The sequence below is a fragment of the Bradyrhizobium barranii subsp. apii genome, assembly GCF_011516635.5.
Taxonomy (GTDB): domain Bacteria; phylum Pseudomonadota; class Alphaproteobacteria; order Rhizobiales; family Xanthobacteraceae; genus Bradyrhizobium; species Bradyrhizobium barranii.
In genome coordinates this window covers 4,141,437-4,161,698 of sequence record NZ_CP096255.1, presented here as the reverse complement: position 1 = coordinate 4,161,698, position 20,262 = coordinate 4,141,437, and the positions used below count along the sequence as shown (strand labels likewise).

Genomic DNA, 20,262 nt, shown 5'->3' with positions numbered 1-20,262 from the left:
CTATGCGTAACTTCAACGAGACCACGATCACGGACGCGGTGCTGGAGCGGATCAAGGACGCAACCGATCCGCGCATCAAGGAAGTCAGCGAGGCGCTGGTGCGCCACCTGCATGCCTTCGTCCGCGAGGTCCGGCCGACCCAGAAGGAATGGGAATACGGCATCGATTTCCTGACCCGCACCGGGCACATGTGCGACGACAAGCGCCAGGAGTTCATCCTGCTGTCCGACACGCTCGGCGTCTCCATGCTGGTCGACGCGATCAACCATCCCGTGCCGGAAGGCGCGACCGAGACGACGGTGCTCGGCCCGTTCTTCGTCCAGGCCGCGCCGGAGAAGGACAGCGGCGCCCATATCTCCGGCCCGATGGAAGGCGATCCGATGCTGGTCACAGGCTCGGTCTCGACCGTCGACGGACAACCGCTTGCGGGCGCCATCGTCGATGTCTGGCATTCCGACGACGACGGCTATTACGATGTGCAGCAGCTCGACGACATCGGCGATCTCGCGATGCGCGCGCGCTTTCATACCGACGCCAATGGCCGTTTCCATTTCTGGTCGATCAAGCCGGCCGCCTATCCGATCCCGCATGACGGCCCTGTCGGCGAGATGCTGGAGGTGCAGGGCCGCCATCCCTGGCGTCCGGCGCATGTGCATTTCATGATCTCGGCGCCCGGTTTCGAGCAGCTGGTGACCCATGTGTTCGTCGCCGGTGACAAATATCTCGACTCTGACGTGGTGTTCGGCGTCAAGGACAGCCTGATCCGCGAATTCACTGGCCACCCTGCCGGCCGTGCGCCGGATGGTCGCATGGTGGAGCGCGACTATTTCCACCTCAATTACGATTTCGGCCTGAAGCAGGTCGCGAGCAACGCGAGAGCCGCCTAGGCTAAACGAAGGACCAACAAGAGTCCGACAAGGGAGCAGACGGGAGCTAAGGATGGGACCGCGGGTCAGCACGAGCATATTGGCCGATCGCCTCACCGGCATGATCGGCCCGCGCGCGAGCGTTGCGCGCGGCGTGCTCGATCAGCACGGACAGAGCGAATCGCATTATCGCAATTTGCCGCCCGACATCGTGGTCTTCCCTGAAACCACGCAGGAGGTCGCGGAAATCGTGAAGCTCTGCGCCAGCGCAGGCATGCCGATCGTTCCGTTCGGCGCGGGCACCTCGCTCGAAGGCAATGCGGCCGCGGTCGCCGGCGGCGTCTGCTTCGACTTCGCCCGGATGAACAAGGTGCTGACGGTGCATGACAGCGACATGGATGTCGTCGTGCAGCCCGGCATCACGCGCAAACAGCTCAATGCCGAGCTGCGCGGCACCGGACTTTTCTTTCCGATCGACCCCGGCGCCGACGCTTCGATCGGCGGCATGACGTCCACGCGTGCCTCCGGCACCATGGCGGTGCGCTACGGCACCATGAAGGACAACGTCATGGCGCTGGAGGTGGTGCTGGCCGACGGCCGCGTGATCCGGACCGCAAGGCGCGCACGCAAATCGGCCGCCGGCTATGACCTGACGCGGATGTTCGTCGGCGCGGAAGGCACGCTTGGCGTCATCACCGAAGTCACTTTGAAGGTGCATCCCGTTCCGCAGGCGATCTCGGCCGCCGTCTGCAGCTTCGACACCCTGCACGATGCCGTGGACACTGCGATCTCCGTGATCCAGTCCGCGATCCCCGTGGCACGCATCGAGCTGCTCGACGACGTCATGATGCGCGGCATCAACGCCTACGCCAAGCTCGGCTACCGCGAAGCTCCCACCCTGTTCTTCGAATTCCACGGCTCCGAGAGTTCCGTTGCCGAGCAGGCCGAAGCCGCGCAGGCGATCGCGGCCGACCATGGCGGCCATGGTTTTGCCTGGGCGAAGGCGCAGGAGGACCGCAGCCGGCTCTGGCACGCCCGCGACAACACGCTTTATGCGGGCCTGGGCTTGCGGCCCGGCGCACGCGCCGTGATCACCGATGTCTGCGTGCCGATCTCTCGGCTGGCCGAATGCCTGACCGAGACCAGGCGCGACGCGGACGAGCACGGTTTTACCGCCCCGATCGTCGGCCATGTCGGCGACGGCAATTTCCACATGCTGATCCTGATCGACCCGGCCAAGCCGGATGAGGCCGAGGGCGCCAAGGCGCTTCAGGCCCGCATGGTCGCCCGGGCCATCGCGATGGACGGCACCTGCACCGGCGAGCATGGTATCGGGCTCGGCAAGATCGATTATCTCACCGACGAGCTCGGCGAAGCCGTCGATGTGATGCGGTCGATCAAGACCGCGCTCGATCCTGATGGACTGATGAATCCCGGAAAGATCTTCGCGAGCGGAGTGCACGCATGAGCAGCGCCGCATTGGCTATCGAGCCCGCCTCACCCGCGCCTCTGCTGGAGCTGCGCGGCATCAGCAAGGAGTTTCCCGGCGTCAAGGCGCTGGATGATGTTTCCTTTGCCGTCTTCCCCGGCGAAGTCCATATGCTGTTGGGGGAGAACGGCGCCGGCAAGTCGAGCCTGATGAAGGTGCTGTGCGGCGCCTACCGCGCCGATGCCGGCGAGTTCTACTACAAGGGCGACAAGGTCGCGATCTCCTCGACCGCGGATGCGCAGAAGCTCGGCATCGCCGTGATCTTCCAGGAATTCTCGCTGGTCCCCCATCTCGATATCGCCCAGAACATCTTCCTCGGCCGCGAGCCGAAGGGCCGCATTCCCGGCACCATCGACCGCCGCAAGATCCTGGCCGACGCCAGGCGCGTGCTCGGCACGATCGGGTTCGACATCGATCCCTCCACCACCGTCGACAAGTTAGGGGTGGCGCAGCAGCAGATGGTCGAGATCGCGAAGGCGATCAGCCAGAACGCGCGCATCCTGGTGATGGACGAGCCGACGGCGGCGCTGTCCGACCGTGAGACCGAGCTGCTGTTCGCCCTGATCGCGCGGCTGAAGGCCGACGGCGTGTCGATCGTCTATATCTCCCACCGCATGGCTGAGGTGTTCGCGCTCGGCGATCGCATCACGGTGCTGCGCGACGGCCGCCGCATCGACGGCGTTCGTCCCGCCGACGTCACGCCGGACCAGCTCGTCCGCATGATGGTCGGCCGCAACGTCGACATGACCTACCCGCGCAACTTCGCGGACAAGCCCGGCGAGCTGCTGCTCGAGGTCAAGGGCCTGAGCGCATCGAGCGGCATCTCCGATATCAACATCGAGGTGCGCCGGGGCGAGATCGTCGGCCTGTGCGGCCTGGTCGGTTCCGGCCGCAGCGAGGTCGCCCGTGCCATCTTCGGCGCCGATGCCGTGACGTCAGGCGAGATCATTTTCGACGGCAAGGCCATCTCCGGCGAGCCTGACCTTGCCGCCCGCCGCGGCATCGCGCTGATCCCGGAGAGCCGCAAGAGCGAGGGCCTCGCCTTGCTGCGGTCCGTGAGCGACAATCTGGTGGTATCGGCGCTGCGAAAGCTGTTTCCGAGCGGCCTGTTCGACCAGCGCAGCGCGCAGCGCACCTCCGACGGTCTGATCCGGCAGCTGCGCATCGCAACGCCAAGCGCGCGCCAGATTGTCGGCCTGCTCTCGGGCGGCAACCAGCAGAAGGTCGTGATCGGCAAGTGGCTGGCGGCCGGCTCAAAGCTCTTCATCTTCGACGAGCCGACGCGCGGCATCGACATCGGCGCCAAGTCCGAGATCTTTGCGCTGATCGACCGGCTGGTCGCCGAAGGCGCGGCGGCCTTGATGATCTCGTCCGAACAGGTCGAGATCTGCCATGTCTGCGACCGCGCCTATGTGATGCGCGAGGGTCGCATCGCCGGACACCTGACCCGCAACGAACTGACCGAGGAGAACATCGTGCGACTGGGGATGCATCATGCGTGAAGCCGCGGTCGTCTCACAACCCAATCCGCTGCAACGCATTCCCGGCGTTGCCATCGTGCTGGTGCTGCTGATCGCCCTGTTCAGCGCCATCGCGCCCGGCTTCCTGTCGGTCGCCAACCTCTCCAACGTGCTGGTGCAGTCGACCATCCTGACCATGCTGGCGCTGCCGATGACCTTGATCATCATGACCGAGGGACTGGATTTGTCGATGGGCGCGGTGCTGACGCTGACCTCGCTCTGCGTCGCGATCGTGTCGCTCGCGACCAAGTCGATGTTGCTGGGCCTCGGCGCCGGGCTTCTGGTCGGCGCAGCCTTCGGCTTCGCCAACGGCTGGCTGGTCGCCATCGTCGGAATTCCGCCCTTCGTCGCGACGCTGGGCACGCTCGGCATGGCGCAGGGCCTGTCGCTGATCGTCAGCGACGGCCAGAGCGTGGTCGGCATCCCCCACAGCGTGCGCGACATCTATTCGGCAACGCTTCTCCGCGTGCCTGTGCCCATCGTGATGGCACTGGTGACCTATGCGGCCTTCCACGGACTGCTCTACCACACCCGCTTCGGCACCTACATCTTCGCGCTTGGCGGCAACCGCGAAGCGCTGCGCTATGCCGGCCTCTCGCCGAACAAGCTGCTGATCGCGGTCTACGCGATCGGCGGCGCCATGGCCGGCATTGCCGGCCTGCTGATGACCGCGCGCATGAATTCCGGCCACCCGACCGCGGGCCTTGGTCTCGAATTCGACGCCATCGCCGCGGTCGCGGTCGGCGGCACCTCGTTCGAGCGCGGCAATGGCTGGCTGCTCGGCACGTTGCTCGGCGTGATCGCGGTCGGCGTGCTTCGCAATGGGCTCAACCTGATCTCGATGCCCTCTTCGGTGCAGGTCGCAAGCGTCGGCGTCCTCGTCATCGTTGCCCTGTTCCTCGACGGCCTCCGGAGCCGCGCATGACCGACATCTCCAAAGAGGCCCTCTCGCCGCCCCGCTCGTTCCTGTCGCAGGACGCGATCCAGGTGTTCTATCGCCTGCTCGCAGCTCTGCTGATCTGCGCGGTGCTCGCCGTGCTCAGCGACTCCTTCCTGAGCCTCGGAAATATCCTCAACGTGCTGAGACAAGCGAGCCTGACCTTCTTCATCGCGTCGGGCCTGACGCTGGTGGTGCTCACCGCCGGGCTCGATCTCTCCGTCGGCGCCAATGTCGCGCTGTCCGCCTGTATCGCCGGCACCGTGATCCACAAGACCGGTTCGCCGGCGCTCGGCATTCTCACCGGGCTCGCCTGCGGCGGCATCGTTGGCCTGCTCAACGGCATCATGGTCACCGCGCTGCGCATCCCCTCCTTCATCGCCACCTATGGCATGCTCTGGGTGCTGAACGGCCTCACCTACTGGTACATGGCGGGCGAAACCCTGCACGGCTTCCCGGCGGGCTTCCGCCAGATCGGCAGCGGCTATCTGTTCGGCCTGCCGATCCCGGTCTACCTGCTGCTGGTGTTCCTCGGGATCGGAACGCTGTTTGCGCAGCGCACGATCTGGGGCCAGGAGATCTATGCGATCGGCGCCAATCCGGTCGCCGCCCGCCTCTCCGGCATCCCGGTCGCGCGCCGCCTGCTGCTGGTCTATGCGGTATCCGGCACCATGGCGGGACTGGCCTCGATCATCTTCCTGTCGCGACTCAATTCCGCCGAAGCCGACATCGGCGAAAGCCTGACGCTGCCCGCGATCGCGGCCGTGCTGATCGGCGGCACCTCGCTGTTCGGCGGTGTCGGCACCGTGTTCGGCACCTTCATCGGCGCGCTGATCCTGACGCTGGTGCTGAACGGCATGAACCTGTTGTCGGTCAGCGCCAACTGGCAGCCGCTCGTCACCGGCATCATCGTCATTCTCGCGGTCTGGCTCGACATGAAGACCCGCCGCCGCGCGCAATGAGCTCTTAGAAATCCAACAAGCAAAATGAGGGATGGAGGCTACATGAAACAGACACTGGGTTATCTGGCGCTGCCGCTGCTGATGGCGGCCGCGTTCAATACGCAAGCGCGCGCCGACGGCGAGACCATCGCCGTGTTTACCAAGAACCAGACCAATCCGTTCTTCCAGACGGTGCGGGTTGGTGCCGACAACATGGCGAAAGCGCTGAACGCGAAGACGCTGCAGTACATCCCGACCAAGCCGGACTCGATCCCCGAGCAGCTCAGCCAGATCGAGGACGTCGTGGTGAAGAAGCCGAGCGCGATCGTCTTCACGCCGGTCGACTACAAGGCGATGGTGCCGGGCGTCGAGAAGATCAACGAGGCAAAAATCCCCGTCGTCAACATCACCGACCGCTCCGCCGGCGGCAAGTTCCTCTCCTTCGTCGGTGCCGACGATTACAGCCTTGGCCTCGAAACCGCGCGCTTCCTGCTCAAGACGCTGGGTGGCAAGGGCAACATCGTCATCATCGAGGGCGTCAAGGGCTCGCTGACCAATGTCGATCGCGTCCGCGGCTTCAACGACGCGCTGAAGGAGAATTCGGGCGCCAAGCTGCTGGCCTCGCAGCCCGGCAACTACCAGCGGCTCCAGGCGCTCCAGGTCATGGAGAATTTGATGCAGTCGAACCCGCAGATCGACGGCGTGCTGGCGGCCAACGACGCCATGGCGGTCGGCGCGATCGAGGCGCTCGACGGCGCCAACCGCAAGGCCCAGGTGATCGGCATCAACGGCACCAAGGAGGCGATCGACGCGATCAAGTCCGGCAAGCTGCTTGCCAGCGGCGACTACAACGGATTTGCGCAAGGGTGCCTCGGCACCATGATGGCGATCCGCAGCTTGCGCAACCAGCCGGTCATTGCCGAGATCGTGCTGAAGCCGACCGTCATCACCAAGGACAATTACCAGCCGTTCGACGTGCCGCTGGAGCAGCGGACCTGCCCGACCTTCGAGGACGCCGGCAAGCTCGGCGCCAAGTAGCCCAACCGCTCATCACAAGCACGGACGGCCGCCTTCGCGGCCGTCCCAAGAAACGTCCCAAGAAAACCGACACGTCAGCGGAGACATCATGCTGTTCGCCATTCACGCCCTCGACCGCACCGGCGCGTTGCCGACCCGGCTCGCCAATTACGACGCCCACAAGGCCTTCCTGAGCGACACCTCGCGCTTCGGCGTCAAGATCGTGATGTCGGGGCCGCTCGTCTCCGACGACGGCGCCAACATGATCGGCAGCCTGTTCCTGATCGAGGCGCCCGGCCGCGCCGAGGTCGAAGCCTTCAACCGCGCCGATCCGTTTGCGGCAGCCGGCATCTGGGAGAAAGTCACGATCACAGTTTTCCTGCGCCGCCAGGGCTGAAGGGCCTACGGCGCCTCTTCGAGGTGACAGGCCACCCATTGCTCGGGTCCGGTCGAACGCAGCGTCGGCTCTTCCGTCCGGCAGCGATCGAAGACGTAGGGGCAACGGGTGTGGAAGCGGCACCCGCTCGGCGGGTTGATCGGGCTCGGCACGTCCCCCTTGAGGATGATCGGATTGCGCTGGGCGCCGGGCTCGGGCAGCGGGACTGCGGAGAGCAGCGCCTTGGTATAGGGATGCCTTGGCGCGGCAAAGATCTCGCGGCGCGGCGCCACCTCGACGATCTTGCCGAGATACATCACCGCGACACGATGGGTCATGTGCTCGACGATTGCGAGGTCATGGCTGATGAACAGCAGCGCCAGGCCGAACTCGCGCTGAAGATCCTGCAGGAGATTGACGATCTGCGCCTTGACCGAGACGTCGAGCGCCGAGACCGCCTCGTCGCAGACGATCAGCTCGGGCTCGGCTGCGAGCGCCCGCGCAATGCCGATGCGCTGACGCTGGCCGCCGGAGAATTCGTGCGGCCTGCGATTGAGCGCCTCGCGCGGCAGCCGCACGGTGTCCATCAGCGCCGTCACGCGGGTTTCGAGATCGATGGCGGATTTGGCGAGGCCGAAATTGCGGATCGGCTCCGCCAGGATATCGCGCACGCGCATGCGCGGATTGAGACTCGAGAACGGATCCTGGAACACCACCTGCACGCGGCGGCGCATCTGGCGCATCGTGCTCGGATGCGCGTCGTCGATGCGCTGGCCGTCGAGGATCACCTGGCCCGCGGTGATGTCGAACAGCCGCAGGATGGCGCGGCCGACCGTCGACTTGCCGCAACCGGACTCGCCGACCAGCGACAGCGTCTCGCCCTTCGCGATTTCGAACGAGACACCGTCGACGGCATAGACATATTCGGACTTGCGGCCGAACAGGCCCTTTTTGACCGGAAAATGCTTCTTGAGGTCGTTGACCTGGAGCAGCGGAGGACTCATGCCGCGATGGCCCCCTTGGCGGAATAGTGGCAGGCGGCAACGTGGCGAGGCGCCTTCTCTTCGAGCCCCGGCGCATATTGGCGGCAAAGATCGGTCGCGAGCGCGCAGCGGCCGGCGAAGACGCAGCCGATGATGGGCTTGCGCAGATCAGGCACCTGCCCCGGGATTTCGGCCAGCCGCCGCGCGGTGCCTGTTAGTGACGAGCCGAGCCGCGGCACCGCGCCGAGCAGGCCCTGCGTATAGGGATGACGGGGCGAGCGGAACAACTCGGCCACGGGCGCCTCCTCGACCTTGCGGCCGGCATACATCACCATGACGCGCTCGGCGATCTCGGCGACCACACCGAGGTCGTGGGTGATCAGGATGATCGCCGCGCCCACCCGGCGCTTGAGATCAAGCATCAGCTTCAGAATCTGCGCCTGGATGGTCACGTCGAGCGCGGTGGTCGGTTCGTCCGCGATCAGGAGCTTTGGATTGCAGGCCAGCGCGATCGCGATCATCACGCGCTGGCGCATGCCGCCGGAGAGCTGGTGCGGATATTCGCGCACGCGCCGCTTCGGCTCGGGAATGCCGACCAGCGTCAGCATCTCGATCGCATGCGCCTCGGCTGCCTGCTTGTCGAGGCCCTGATGGATCATCAGCGTCTCGCGGATCTGGCGGCCGACCGTCAGAACCGGGTTGAGGCTCGTCATCGGCTCCTGAAAGATCATCGAGATGTCGTTGCCGCGGATGGCGCGCATCTCGCGATCCGACAGTTGCAGCAGGTCCCTGCCCGCAAAGCGGACAGCGCCTGCGATCCTGCCCGGCGGCTCCGGAATCAGCCGCATCAGCGACATCGAGGTCACCGACTTGCCGCAGCCGGATTCGCCGACGATGGCGAGCGTCTCGCCTTCGTTGACATGAAAGGACACGCCGTCGACCGCACGGTTGATGCCGCCGGGCGTGCGAAAGTGGGTCTGGAGGTTCTCGACTTCGAGCAAGGCCATCGCGATCAACCCCTCGACATCACAGGCTCTTGGCCATGCGCGGATCGAGCGCATCGCGAAGGCCGTCGCCGAGCAGGTTCACGGCGAGCACGGTGACAGAGAGGAACGCCGCCGGGAAGAACACGATGTAGGGCTTGACCTGCCACAGCGCACGGCCCTCGGCCATGATGTTGCCCCAGGACGGAATGGTGGGCGGCGTGCCCGCCCCGATGAAGGACAGGATCGCCTCCGTGATCATGGCGCTGGCGCAGATGTAGGTCGCCTGAACCAGCATCGGCGCCAGCGTGTTGGGCAGAATGTGGCGCAGGATGATCATCGGCGTGCGCGTGCCGCAGGCGACCGCGGCGTCCACATAGGGCTGCTCGCGCAGCGACAGCACCACGCTACGGACAAGACGGGAAACCCGCGGGATCTCGGCGATGGTGATGGCCAGGATGACGTTGCCGACACTGCCGCGCGTCAGCGCCATCAGCGCGATTGCGAGCAGGATCGGCGGAATCGACATCAATCCGTCCATGAAGCGCATCAAGATGCCGTCCGCCCAGCGGATGAAGCCGGAGACGATGCCGATGGCGAGGCCCGCCGCGGATGCGAGGATCGCAACCGACAGGCCGACCGTGAGCGAAACCCGCGCGCCAAACAGCACGCGCGAATAGATATCGCGGCCGAGCACATCGGAGCCGAACCAGAAGGCTGCCGACGGCGCACGCGTGCGTTTGGCCGGCGCGAGCGCGGTCGGATCGACCGTCCCGAGATAGGGTGCGAAGATCGCGATCAGAACCAGCGTCAGCAGCAGCGCACCGCCGATCGCAACGGTGGGATGGCCGCGCAAGAGGCCGATGAAGCCGCGCCGGATCCTAACCGGCCGCAGGATTTCAGGCAGTTGCGGCGCGAGAACGAAGCCGGCCGGCAGCGCTTGCGGATTGACGGTCGTATCGGTCAATAGCGGATCCTCGGGTCAACGAGCGTATAGATGACGTCGATCATCAGATTGACGAGGACGTAGACGAAGCTGAACAGAAGCACGATGCCCTGGATGACGGGATAGTCGCGGCGCAGGATGGCATCGATCGTGAGCCGGCCGAGGCCGGGGATCGCGAACACGCTTTCCGTGACGACAGCGCCGCCGATCAGGAGTGCGATGCCGATCCCGATCACCGTGACGATCGGCACCGCGGCGTTCTTCAGCGCATGAACGAAGAGGATGCCGCCTTGCCCGAGGCCCTTGGCCCGCGCGGTGCGGATATAGTCCTGCTGCAAGACTTCAAGCATGGTGGCACGCGTGATGCGCGCGATCAGCGCGATGTAGACGCAGCCGAGCGCGATCGATGGCAGGATCAGGTTTTGCAGCCACGGCCAGAAGCCTTCCGTGAGCGGCGTATAGCCCTGCACCGGAAGCCATTCGAGCTCGAGTGCGAAGACATAGGCGAGGATATAGCCGACGACGAAGACGGGCAGCGAGAAGCCGAACACGGCGAATGCCATGATGACGCGGTCGATCAGGCTCCCCGCCTTCCACGCGGCCACGACGCCAAGCGGCACCGCGACCACGATGGTGAGTAGCAGCGTGACCATCATCAGCGACAGTGTCGGCCCGAGACGCTGTCCGATCATCGTCGAGACCGGAAGGTTGGTGAAGATCGAGGTGCCGAGATCGCCGTGCAGAATGCGCCAGACCCAGCTTCCGAACTGGATCAGGAAAGGACGGTCGAGACCCAGACTCTGTCGAATGCGCTCCACATCCTCCGGGCTCGCCTGGTCGCCCGCGATCACCACGGCGGGGTCACCCGGCGCGATGTAGAGCAGGCTGAACACGAACAGCGCGACGATTGCCATCACCGGCAAGGTCGAGACGATGCGACGGAGGATGTAAGAGAGCATCTGGCTTCAGCGTACCATCATGCGGATTTCGACACGTTCCAGAAGAACGGCAGCGGCCCCTTGGTGATGCCGGAGACGTTCTTGCGCCATGCCGTGTAGGTCAGGAAGAAGCCGGTCGGCGCGTAGACGACATCCTCGAGCGCCGCCTTGTTGACCAGCCCGATCGCGGCCTTCTCCTCCTCGAGATTCTTGGCGTCGAACCAGGCCGTGATCTCCTTCTCGGTGTTCGGGCTGTTGGGCCAGCCGAACCAGGCCTTGTCGCCATTGGCGCGGATGGCGGTGTAGGCGGCCGGATTGATGCAATCGGCGCCGGCGTGCCAGCTGTGGAACATATTCCAGCCGCCCTGCCCCGGCGGTGTCTTCATCGCGCGGCGCGCGCCCACCGTGCCCCAATCGGTCGCGACGAAATCGACATTCATGCCGAGCTTCTTGAGCAGATCCGCGGTGACGTCGCCCTGCGCCTTCGTGATCGACTGGTCCTGCGCGACCACGCATGTGACCGGCTGGCCGGAATAGCCGCTCTCGGCGAGCAGCTTCTTGGCCGCATCGAAATCGCGCTTTCCTTTCAGGATCTCGCCGCCCAACTCGGTGTAGAGCGGTGTGTCCGGCGTAAAAAAGCCGGGCAGCGGCTTCCACAACGTATCGTCGTCGCCGACCAGCGCACGCATATAGTCTTCCTGGCTCAACGCCATCAGCACCGCGCGCCTCGCCTTCACATTGTTGAACGGCGGGTGCAGATGGTTCATGCGGAAGGAGCCGATATTGCCGAGGGGATCGCCGATATCGACGCTGATGTTCTTGTTCTTCTTCAGCACGGGTACGAGATCGGAGATCGGGTTCTCCCACCAGTCGACCTCCCCGTTCTGTAAGGCGGCCGCAGCGGTGGCCGGATCCGGCATCACCAGCCACTCGACGCGATCGACCAGGATGTTCTTGCCGCCGGCAAGCCACGACGCCTTCTCCTGTCGCGGCACGTAATCGGTGAACTTCTCGAACACCGACTTGGCGCCGGGCACCCATTCGCTCTTGGCGAACTTCATCGGACCCGAGCCGACATATTCGGTGATCTGCTTAAACGGATCCGTCTTCGCGATGCGCTCGGGCATGATGAAGGAGCACGGCGCGTTGTTCTTGGCCAGCGCGTACAGCATTTTCGGGAAAGGCTGCTTCAGGACCCATTTGAAGGTGCGGTCGTCGACCGGAGTCAATTCCTGCTGGATAGCGAGGATCATCAGACCCATTGGATCGCGCGCGGCCCAGCGCGACAGGCTCGCGACGACATCCTTGCTCAGCACCGGCTCGCCGTCATGGAACTTGAGACCCGGGCGCAGCTTGAAGGTCCAGGTCTTGCCGTCGTCGGTGGTCTCCTCGGACTCGACCATCTGACGCTGCGGTTGGAGCTTGGCATCGACGCCGTAGAGCGTGTCCCAGACCAGCGCCGCCGCGTTGCGCACGACATATTGCGTGCCCCAGATCGGATCGAAATTGGCGAGGTTGGCTTGCGGCACGAAGCGCAGGGTGCGCGCAGAGGCGCCTTGTGCGATCGCCGGGGCCGAGAGGCCGGTCAATGCCAGACCGCCCGCGCCGGCCAGTCCCTTCAAAACGGTCCTGCGATCCATAAAATCCTCCCAGTAGTGCCGTGATGCCGGCCATCGTTGGCCAAGAGCAGGTGAAACCAGAACCCATTGGCGTGCAAATGGTATGCCACTAACCGGGCCTTCGCCAGCGGGATCTCATCGGGATTACGACCGGTTCAGGCATCAAAGCGCGGCCGCCAGCACCGGTCCGGTCTCGATATGCGGAATCGCCTCGACCAGCTTGCGCGTGTAGTCGGTCTTGGGATTATCGAACAGCGCCCGGCTCTCCCCCTGCTCCACGATGCCGCCGTTGCGCAGCACGATGGTGCGGTCGCAGAGCATGCGCACGACATTGAGGTCGTGGCTGACGAACAGCAGCGCGATGTCGTTCTCGCGCCTGAGACGGTCGAGCAGTTGCAGCACCACCGCCTGCACCGAGACGTCGAGCGCGGCGGTCGGCTCGTCCAGCACCAGCAGCCGCGGCCGGCAGGCGATGGCGCGGGCAATGCCGACGCGCGCCTTCTGGCCGCCGGAGAGCTGGTGCGGAAAACGCGGCAGCAGATCGAGCGGCAAGCCCACCCGCTCGGCGCACTCTTCCACCCGCTTGCGCAGTGTATCACCCGCACGCATGCCGTCGAGCCGCATCAGGGGATGCGCAATGCAGTCGAACGCCGTGAAGCGTGGGTTGAGGCTCTCGTTCGGGTCCTGGAAGACCATCTGGATGTCTTTGCGCAGCGGCGAGCGATGGAAGTCACGCGAGGCGACATGGCCGATCGACTGGCCGTCGAACACGATATCGCCCTCGCTCGGATCGATAAGACGGCAGATCATCCGCGACGTCGTGCTCTTGCCGGAGCCGGACTCGCCAACGAGCCCGACGCTCTCGCCGCCGGCCATCGTCATCGAGAAATCCGCGACCGCCGCGGAGCCCTGGTCAAAACGCTTGGCGAGCTTTCGCACCTCAAGGAGCGGCGGCGTCCCGTGCGGGAGCTGTTGCCTCGGCTTGCTGACGATCGTCGCGTGCCGCTCCCGCTCCTCCTCCGTCACGAGATCCTCGATCCGCGACGTCGCGGTCGGCGATGCCGCAACGAGGCGGCGGGTATAGGCGTGTTGCGGTGCGCTGAAGAGCCTTTTAGGGCTCGCCTCCTCGACGATGCGTCCGCGCTCCATCACGGCGATGCGGCGGCAATAGCGTGCGGCGAGACCGAGATCGTGCGTGATCAGGATCGTCGTCATGCCACGCGCGGCGGCAATGTCTGCGAGCAGATCCATCACCACCTTCTGGGTCGTGACGTCGAGGCCGGTGGTCGGCTCGTCGGCGATCAGCAGTGCAGGATTGCAGGAAATCGCGATCGCGATCATCACGCGCTGGCACATGCCGCCGGAGAGCTCGTGCGGATAGGCGTTCATCCGCGTCTCGGGGTCGCGGATCTGGACCGCGCGCAGCAGCTCCAGCGCCTCGGCGCGCGCGGCGTCCTTCGATATCTTCTTATGCGTGAGGATCGCATCCGCGATCTGCAGGCCGATAGCGCGGATCGGGTTGAGCGCGGCCCGCGGATTCTGGAAGATCATCGACATCGCGGCGCCCTGGAGCTGACGGAGGTCATCGCCCCTGAGTTTTGTGACGTCCTGCCCGCGAAACAGGATCTTGCCGCCGGTGACGCGCCCGGCCGCATCGAGCAGCCGCGTGGTCGCAAAGCCGGTGACCGATTTGCCCGAGCCGCTCTCGCCGACGAGGCCGAGCATCTCGCCTTTCTCGACCGAGAGCGTCACGCCGCGCACGGCCTCGACCATGCCACGCCGCGTCGAGAACGAGACGTGGAGGTCGTTGATCCCTAGCAGCTCCTCGCTCATGTGCGCATCCGCGGGTCGAGAATGTCCCGCATCCCGTCACCGAGGAGATTGAAGCACAGCACGGCCATCATCAGCGCAAGCCCCGGAAAGGCCACCAGCCACCATCGCCCGGTTGAGATGAAGCGCGCCCCTTCCGCGACCATGATGCCCCATTCCGGCGTCGGCGGCTTGACGCCGAGGCCGATGAAGGACAGGCCGGCCGCGTTGAGAATGGCCCAGCCGAGATTGAGCGAGATCTGCACCGCCATCGCTGGCAGGATATTCGGCAGCAGGAAGCGCAGCACCACCGAGAAATGGCTCTCCCCGCAGGAACGCGCGGCCTCCACCCAGCCGACATTGCGGCGGACGTTGACCTCGGCGCGTGCGAAGCGGATGTAGAACGGAAGATTGATGATCGCAGTCGCGATCACGATGTTCTCAATCCGGTTGCCCAGGGCGGCAACCATCGCCATCGCCAGCACGAACAGCGGAAAGGCCATCATCACATCGACGAAACGGCCGACACCGCGATCGAGCTTGCCGCCGGCATAGCCGCAGAACGCGCCGACGACGGCGCCGATCACGAAGGAGATGCCGACCGCGGAAACCGCAATGGCAAGATCGAGGCGCGCGGCGATGATGAGGCGGCTGAACACATCGCGTCCGAGCTGGTCGGTGCCGGCCAAATGGGCCGCGCTCGGCGGCAAAAGAGCCTCCGAGACATTGGAGACCACGGGATCATAGGGCACGATCCACGGCCCGAAGATCGCAATCAGGACGAACAGCGCAACGCCGGCCGCGGCAACGGCGGTGAGCGGATTGCCGCGCAGGATCCAGACCGAATGGCGGAGAGTTGCGCTGGTCATTCGATCGACACCCTGGGATCGGCGATGCCGTAGCAGATGTCGACCACGAGATTGACCAGCACGAACAGGCTGGCCATCAGCAGCACGAAACCCTGCACCGGCGCATAGTCGGAGGATAGGAGCGCATCGAGCGCGTAGGAAGCGACGCCCGGCCAGGAGAACACCTTCTCCACCAGGACATTGGCGCCCAGCATGGTCGAGAACACGATGCCGGCAATGGTGATGACGGGCAGGATCGCGTTCCGCAGCGCATAAGTGACGACCACCTTGTGCCAGGACAATCCGACCGAGCGCGCAGTGCGCACGAAATCGCTGCCGAGCGAAACCAGCATCGAGGCCCGCGTGATCCGCGCCAGCGGCGCGATCACGAACAGGGCCATGCTCACCGCCGGCAGGATCAACTGCTTGCAGGCCGCCCACCAGCCCTCGATATCTCCCGCAAGCAGGAAATCGATCGACAGGAACCCGGTCCGTTGCGGCGGCAGCGAAGTGAACACATCGATCCGCCCGGTCGGATCAGGCGCCAGCCCGAGCAGATAGTAGAAGACATAGATCAGCAGCAGGCCCGAGACGAAAGTCGGCACGCAGACGCCGAGCGCGCAGAACAGCCGCACGCCGTGATCGACGACCGAGCCAGGCTTCAAGGCTGCGACAACGCCAAGCGGTACCGCCGCGATCATCGCGATCAGGAGCGCCGTGAAGGTGAGCTCCAGCGAAGCCGGCAGCCGCTCGCGCAGGTCCTTAAGCACCGGCTGCCCCGTCATCATGGAGCGGCCGAGATTGCCGTGGCCGATGTCGGACAAATAGAACACGAGCTGCTCCGGCACCGACCTGTCGAGCCCCATCTGCTTGCGGATCTGCTCGATCTCCTCCTTGCCGGCATTGGGCCCCGAGGCGAAGAACACCGCGGGGTCGCCGGGCAGCACGCGCATCAGCAGAAAGGTGAACACCAGCACACCGAACAGCGCCGGCAGCGACGACAGAAGCCGCCTGCCCGCCCGCACCATGGTTGCACCAAGACCGGTCGTCACCTCTGAGAGCTCCTCTCGTTGTCCGATGTCACTTGCGGCTGACGTCGCGATAGTCGACCTGGCGGTGGAACTCGTAAGTGTAGCCTTCGACCGACGACGCCATCACCGCATCCTGGTTCGGCTGCCACAGCATGATCTGCGGCATCAGATCGACATGCATCGCGTTGAGCTTGCGGCCGGCTTCCCCATACTTCGCCTTGTCCGGCTCGAAACGCGCCTCCTGCGCGATTGCGGCAAGATCCGGGTTGTTGATCGAGCTGTAATTCCAGCGCTGATTGCCGGTGTAGAAGTTGCGGTAGAAGTAATCGGTCGACGGCAACCACGCTACGATGCCCTCGGTGTAGAAGGGAAGCTTCTTCTCGTTGATCTGCGTGGACATCTGCGCATCCGGCAGCTTCTGGATGTCGACCTTGATCCCGATCTTGCCGAGCGATTCCTTCACCAGCGCCGCCATCGGCTCCGCGGTCGAGGACTGGCCGACGTTGAAGCTGAAGGTGGTTGAGAAGCCCTCCGGGAGCCCGGCAGCCTTGAGATATTCCCTGGCCTTGTCGAGGTCGAGCTTCACGGGCTGCTGGAACGGATAGATGCCGTTCAGCGGCTTGCCGTCCGGCCAGGTCGCGCCGAACAGCGGCGCGCCGCGGCCGAACAGGGCGGCCTTGAACATGTCGTCATAGGGCAACGCGTAAGCGATGGCGCGGCGGACATTGACGTTGTCGAACGGCGGCATCTGGTTGTTCATCGAGACATAGGTGATCGCATTGTACTGCGGGGTCGAGACCACCTTGAGCTTGCCCTTGGCCTCGAGCGACTGCACGTCGCTGGCCTGGAGATCGACGACGAGGTCGGCATCGCCGCGCTCGACCAGGTTGGCGCGGGTCGCCGGCTCCGGCACGGACTGAATAATCACGCGCTTGAAGAATGCGGGCTTGTTGGCCGAACCGCGGTTCCAGGTCTCGTCGCGCTTGAGGATGACCTGCTCGCCCGGCTTGAAGGTCTCGACCACGTAAGCACCGCTGCCGGCGGTGTGCTCCTTCAGCCATGCGGTGGCCCAGGGATCATCCGGCGTCGCGTGCTCCTTTGCCACCTTCGAGTTGATGATCAGGGGATAGACGGTGGCGAGATTGGGCAGCGCGAGCTTGTCGGGCTTCGGCAGCGTCACCTCGATGGTGAGGGGATCGATCACCTTGAACTGGTCGGCCGACGTCAACGATCCCGTCAGCAGCTGGGCCTTGCCGAGGATCGGCGCCGTGACGCAGCGATCGAGCGACCATTTCACGTCCTCGGCCGTGACAGGCGAACCATCCTGGAACTTGGCGTCCTTGCGCAGGCGGAAGGTCAGCTTCAGGCCATCGGGGCTGACGTCGTAGGATTCGGCGAGCTCGCCGGTGATCGTGTCGAGGTCGAACACCCATTTGCCGTTGAGCTGCTTGCGGCCGAACGCCACCAGCCGATCGTATGTGCTCATGCTCAGCGCGAAGGATTCGCGCGTCGATCCGGGGATGTTGGGATCGAGCGTGTTGACGGCCGAGCCGGTGACATAGCGCAACGTCTCCGCCCTGGTCTGTGCCTGCGAAGGCGCGGCGGCAATGAGCAACAGCGCAGTGGTGGCGAGGACTGAGGCCGCGGGCCTGAAAGACACAAAACGCATTCGTTTTCCCCAAAATTTCGGCAAGAACGCCAGCAAGGCAGGTCAAGAAAGAAGCAAGTTGCGCGCCAATCCCGCAGAGGCGCTTCGTCGCGGCGGTGCATGGATGATCATCGCGATTCCTCCATTGTTCGCGCGGTCCGCGCAACCACGGCCTGCGGCACGTCATAGGCGCTGAGCGAAGCCCAGTGGCGTTCAACATCGGCGCGAAACAGGCCGCGCGTCAGGCCATTCACCAGCTTCGGAACGGCCGTCGTCATCGCATTGATCGACGATCCTGACGGACCAAAGCTCATGGTGGAGGCGATGGCGAAGAGATGGACGTCCGAGATCCACGGCGTCTCGCCCGGCACGCGCTCGGTGAAGGCGTAATCGTCGGCGAGATAGGGAAAGCGACCGAGCCGCGCGTTGCGCTCGCTCGAAGGCGGCTGGTAGCGATCGGCCCAGGTCGCGATATTGCCGGCAATTTTGGCGAGCTCGCCGCGGCCGGCGAAGTTCATGTCGATGCCGGTGCCGCAAATGACGAAATCCGCGGTGATGGCGCCGCGTGGCGTGTGCAATTCGACACCGCCATCGGTTTGCCTGGTGCCCTCGACCGGCGCGCCTTCGTGCAGTGTGAAATTGGCGTGACGCGCGCAGCGGTCGTAAGTCGGCTGCGGAAATCCCTCGCGCATTTCGAGGATTTTGCGCATGAAGCGCCAGCGCCAGGCATCGTCGAGATCGCTGAGATGGCGCAGAAAGCCGCGGAAGGTCAGCCAGCGGTAGGGCTGGATCACCTGGATCTGAGCGCGGCGGCAAAGCAGATGCACTTCGGCGGCCCCGCCTCCAATGCAGTTGCCGCATTGTCGAAGGCGGAGGCGCCGGCGCCGATCACCGCGACGCGCTTGCCGCGCAGGCTTTCGAAATCGATGTCGTCGGCGACGGTTGCGACCGAACCTGCCGGCAGATCGCGCAGGGGCTCGGGGATCATCCAGTCGCCCATGCCCTCCTGCCCCGTCGCCAGCACGATCTTGCGTGCGTAGAGCGTCTCGATGGCATCGGCCCGTTTCACACGCGCGGCGAGCAGACCGTCTGACGCAGGCGCAATCTCCAGAAGCTCGCAGCCGTTGCGCACGGGCAGACCGATCGTGCGTCGCAGCCAGAGCAGATAGTCCGCCCAATGCTCTCTCAGGATCAGATTCAGCTCCTGCCAGCTCTCCTTGCCGAAACGGGCTTCGTGCCAGGACTGATAGGTCAGGCTCGGGATATCGAGGTCAGGTCCCGTATAGTCCTTCGGGCTGCGCAGCGTCGGCATGCGGGCATAGGTGAGCCACGGGCCCTCCTTCCCCTCCTCCGCTTTGTCGAGCAGCAGGATGTTGCTGACGCGCGAGCGCATCAGGCCGAAGCCGATCGCGATGCCCGACTGGCCGGCGCCGACAATGAGGACATCGAGCGCCGGCTTGCCATCCGGTCCCGTCTTCGGCTCGAGCCACGCGGCGCCGGGATGCGCGATCATCGCGAGATCGGCGCGCACGGTCGCTTTAAGCTTTGCCAGCGCGTCGCTCATGCCGCGAGCCAGCCTCCGTCGACGACCATCACGGTGCCGGTCGTGAACGAAGACGCATCACTGGCGAGATGCAGCGCGGTCTGAGCGATTTCTTCCGCCTGACCGAAGCGCTTCATGGCGTGGCGGTTGCGGGAGGCTTCGCGCACCTCGTCCGAATTGGCGTGGCGGGCAAAGCTGCGGCGCAGCATCGGCGTGTCGATTGCGCCGGGCGCAATCGCGTTGACACGAATGCCGTCGGTCGCGAAATCGACCGCCATGGTGCGCGTCAGGCTGACGATCGCGCCCTTGGCGGCGATATAGGCACTGTTGCCCTTGCCGCCGGCGATCGCAAGCTGCGACGCCAGTGTGATGATCGAGCCGCTCTTCTGCTGCTGCATCTGCGGTACCGCCGCGCGCGCCCACAACCAGGTGCCGCCGACATTGGCGCGGAACACCGCGTCCCAGTCGTCCGGGCTCGTCGTCAGCACCGTACCGCCGCAGGAGAAGCCGGCCGCGGTCATAAGGATATCGAGGCGGCCGAGCCGCGCCACGACATCGCTGACAACGGTCTCCGCGAAACCGGCATCGCCGACGTCGCCGACATGCGTCGTGGCTTCGCCGACCAGACTCAGCGTCTCCTGGAGGCCGGCGGCATCGCGATCGACCAAAGCAAGCTGGGCGCCTTCCTCCGCGAACAACTTTGCGCTGGCGCGGCCGATGCCCGAAGCTGCTCCCGTGATGATGGCCGTACGTCCCTGGAGCCGCATG

The 20,262-nt window shown here is 65.0% G+C and carries 17 protein-coding genes and 1 pseudogene; 7 read left to right on the top strand and 11 right to left on the bottom strand.

The window, feature by feature from the left end; translation table 11 throughout:
* The first annotated feature begins 2 nt into the window (after positions 1 to 2).
* From HAP41_RS19610 to HAP41_RS19580, 7 genes are all read left to right on the top strand, one after another.
* A complete protein-coding gene (locus HAP41_RS19610; RefSeq protein ID WP_166097750.1) occupies positions 3 to 887 on the top strand; it encodes an intradiol ring-cleavage dioxygenase in 885 nt (294 codons plus the stop codon).
* A gap of 52 nt (positions 888 to 939) precedes the next feature.
* Positions 940 to 2,334 carry an FAD-linked oxidase C-terminal domain-containing protein gene (locus HAP41_RS19605; protein WP_166097753.1) on the top strand — a complete coding sequence of 465 codons (1,395 nt, stop codon included), beginning with the start codon at positions 940 to 942 and terminating at the stop codon, positions 2,332 to 2,334.
* On the top strand, positions 2,331 to 3,857 hold the full coding sequence (locus tag HAP41_RS19600) for a sugar ABC transporter ATP-binding protein (protein ID WP_166097757.1): 1,527 nt from the start codon (positions 2,331 to 2,333) through the stop codon (positions 3,855 to 3,857). Before HAP41_RS19605 ends, HAP41_RS19600 begins: the two co-directional genes overlap by 4 nt.
* Positions 3,850 to 4,800: an ABC transporter permease gene (locus tag HAP41_RS19595; RefSeq protein ID WP_166097760.1), complete on the top strand. Its 951-nt coding sequence runs from the start codon at positions 3,850 to 3,852 to the stop codon at positions 4,798 to 4,800. Before HAP41_RS19600 ends, HAP41_RS19595 begins: the two co-directional genes overlap by 8 nt.
* Complete coding sequence (locus HAP41_RS19590) at positions 4,797 to 5,774, top strand: ABC transporter permease (RefSeq protein WP_014496503.1); 978 nt, start codon at positions 4,797 to 4,799, stop codon at positions 5,772 to 5,774. The genes HAP41_RS19595 and HAP41_RS19590 overlap by 4 nt, the downstream gene beginning before the upstream one ends.
* Before the next feature lie 42 nt (positions 5,775 to 5,816).
* Entirely contained in the window at positions 5,817 to 6,791 is a 975-nt protein-coding gene (locus HAP41_RS19585; protein WP_166097765.1) for a sugar ABC transporter substrate-binding protein, read from the top strand.
* 88 nt (positions 6,792 to 6,879) lie between these two features.
* A complete protein-coding gene (locus tag HAP41_RS19580; RefSeq protein WP_166097772.1) occupies positions 6,880 to 7,167 on the top strand; it encodes a YciI family protein in 288 nt (95 codons plus the stop codon).
* Positions 7,168 to 7,172: 5 nt separating this feature from the next.
* Here HAP41_RS19580 and HAP41_RS19575 read toward each other — a convergent pair whose 3' ends face one another.
* From HAP41_RS19575 to HAP41_RS19525, 11 genes and pseudogenes are all read right to left on the bottom strand, one after another.
* A complete protein-coding gene (locus HAP41_RS19575; protein WP_071915428.1) occupies positions 7,173 to 8,150 on the bottom strand; it encodes an ABC transporter ATP-binding protein in 978 nt (325 codons plus the stop codon).
* Positions 8,147 to 9,136: an ABC transporter ATP-binding protein gene (locus tag HAP41_RS19570; protein WP_063984401.1), complete on the bottom strand. Its 990-nt coding sequence runs from the start codon at positions 9,134 to 9,136 to the stop codon at positions 8,147 to 8,149. The genes HAP41_RS19575 and HAP41_RS19570 overlap by 4 nt, the downstream gene beginning before the upstream one ends.
* Positions 9,137 to 9,155: 19 nt before the next feature.
* Positions 9,156 to 10,079 carry an ABC transporter permease gene (locus HAP41_RS19565; protein ID WP_135215851.1) on the bottom strand — a complete coding sequence of 308 codons (924 nt, stop codon included), beginning with the start codon at positions 10,077 to 10,079 and terminating at the stop codon, positions 9,156 to 9,158.
* Positions 10,076 to 11,017, bottom strand: coding sequence for an ABC transporter permease (locus tag HAP41_RS19560; protein ID WP_063984403.1), 942 nt, complete (start codon positions 11,015 to 11,017; stop codon positions 10,076 to 10,078). The genes HAP41_RS19565 and HAP41_RS19560 overlap by 4 nt, the downstream gene beginning before the upstream one ends.
* A 17-nt stretch (positions 11,018 to 11,034) precedes the next feature.
* Positions 11,035 to 12,636, bottom strand: coding sequence for an ABC transporter substrate-binding protein (locus HAP41_RS19555; RefSeq protein ID WP_166097775.1), 1,602 nt, complete (start codon positions 12,634 to 12,636; stop codon positions 11,035 to 11,037).
* Between the two features lie 141 nt (positions 12,637 to 12,777).
* Positions 12,778 to 14,448 carry a nickel ABC transporter ATP-binding protein NikE gene (nikE, locus tag HAP41_RS19550; protein ID WP_166097779.1) on the bottom strand — a complete coding sequence of 557 codons (1,671 nt, stop codon included), beginning with the start codon at positions 14,446 to 14,448 and terminating at the stop codon, positions 12,778 to 12,780.
* On the bottom strand, positions 14,445 to 15,293 hold the full coding sequence (locus tag HAP41_RS19545; RefSeq protein ID WP_166097782.1) for an ABC transporter permease: 849 nt from the start codon (positions 15,291 to 15,293) through the stop codon (positions 14,445 to 14,447). Before HAP41_RS19545 ends, nikE begins: the two co-directional genes overlap by 4 nt.
* Positions 15,290 to 16,324, bottom strand: a complete 1,035-nt coding sequence (locus HAP41_RS19540; protein ID WP_166097784.1) for an ABC transporter permease — start codon at positions 16,322 to 16,324, stop codon at positions 15,290 to 15,292. The genes HAP41_RS19545 and HAP41_RS19540 overlap by 4 nt, the downstream gene beginning before the upstream one ends.
* A gap of 28 nt (positions 16,325 to 16,352) precedes the next feature.
* Positions 16,353 to 17,972, bottom strand: a complete 1,620-nt coding sequence (locus HAP41_RS19535) for an ABC transporter substrate-binding protein (protein WP_166097794.1) — start codon at positions 17,970 to 17,972, stop codon at positions 16,353 to 16,355.
* Between the two features lie 107 nt (positions 17,973 to 18,079).
* Positions 18,080 to 19,515 (bottom strand): annotated as a pseudogene (locus tag HAP41_RS19530) (NAD(P)-binding domain-containing protein).
* Positions 19,512 to 20,261 carry an SDR family oxidoreductase gene (locus HAP41_RS19525; protein WP_166097797.1) on the bottom strand — a complete coding sequence of 250 codons (750 nt, stop codon included), beginning with the start codon at positions 20,259 to 20,261 and terminating at the stop codon, positions 19,512 to 19,514. Before HAP41_RS19525 ends, HAP41_RS19530 begins: the two are co-directional and overlap by 4 nt.
* Between the last annotated feature and the right edge of the window lies 1 nt (position 20,262).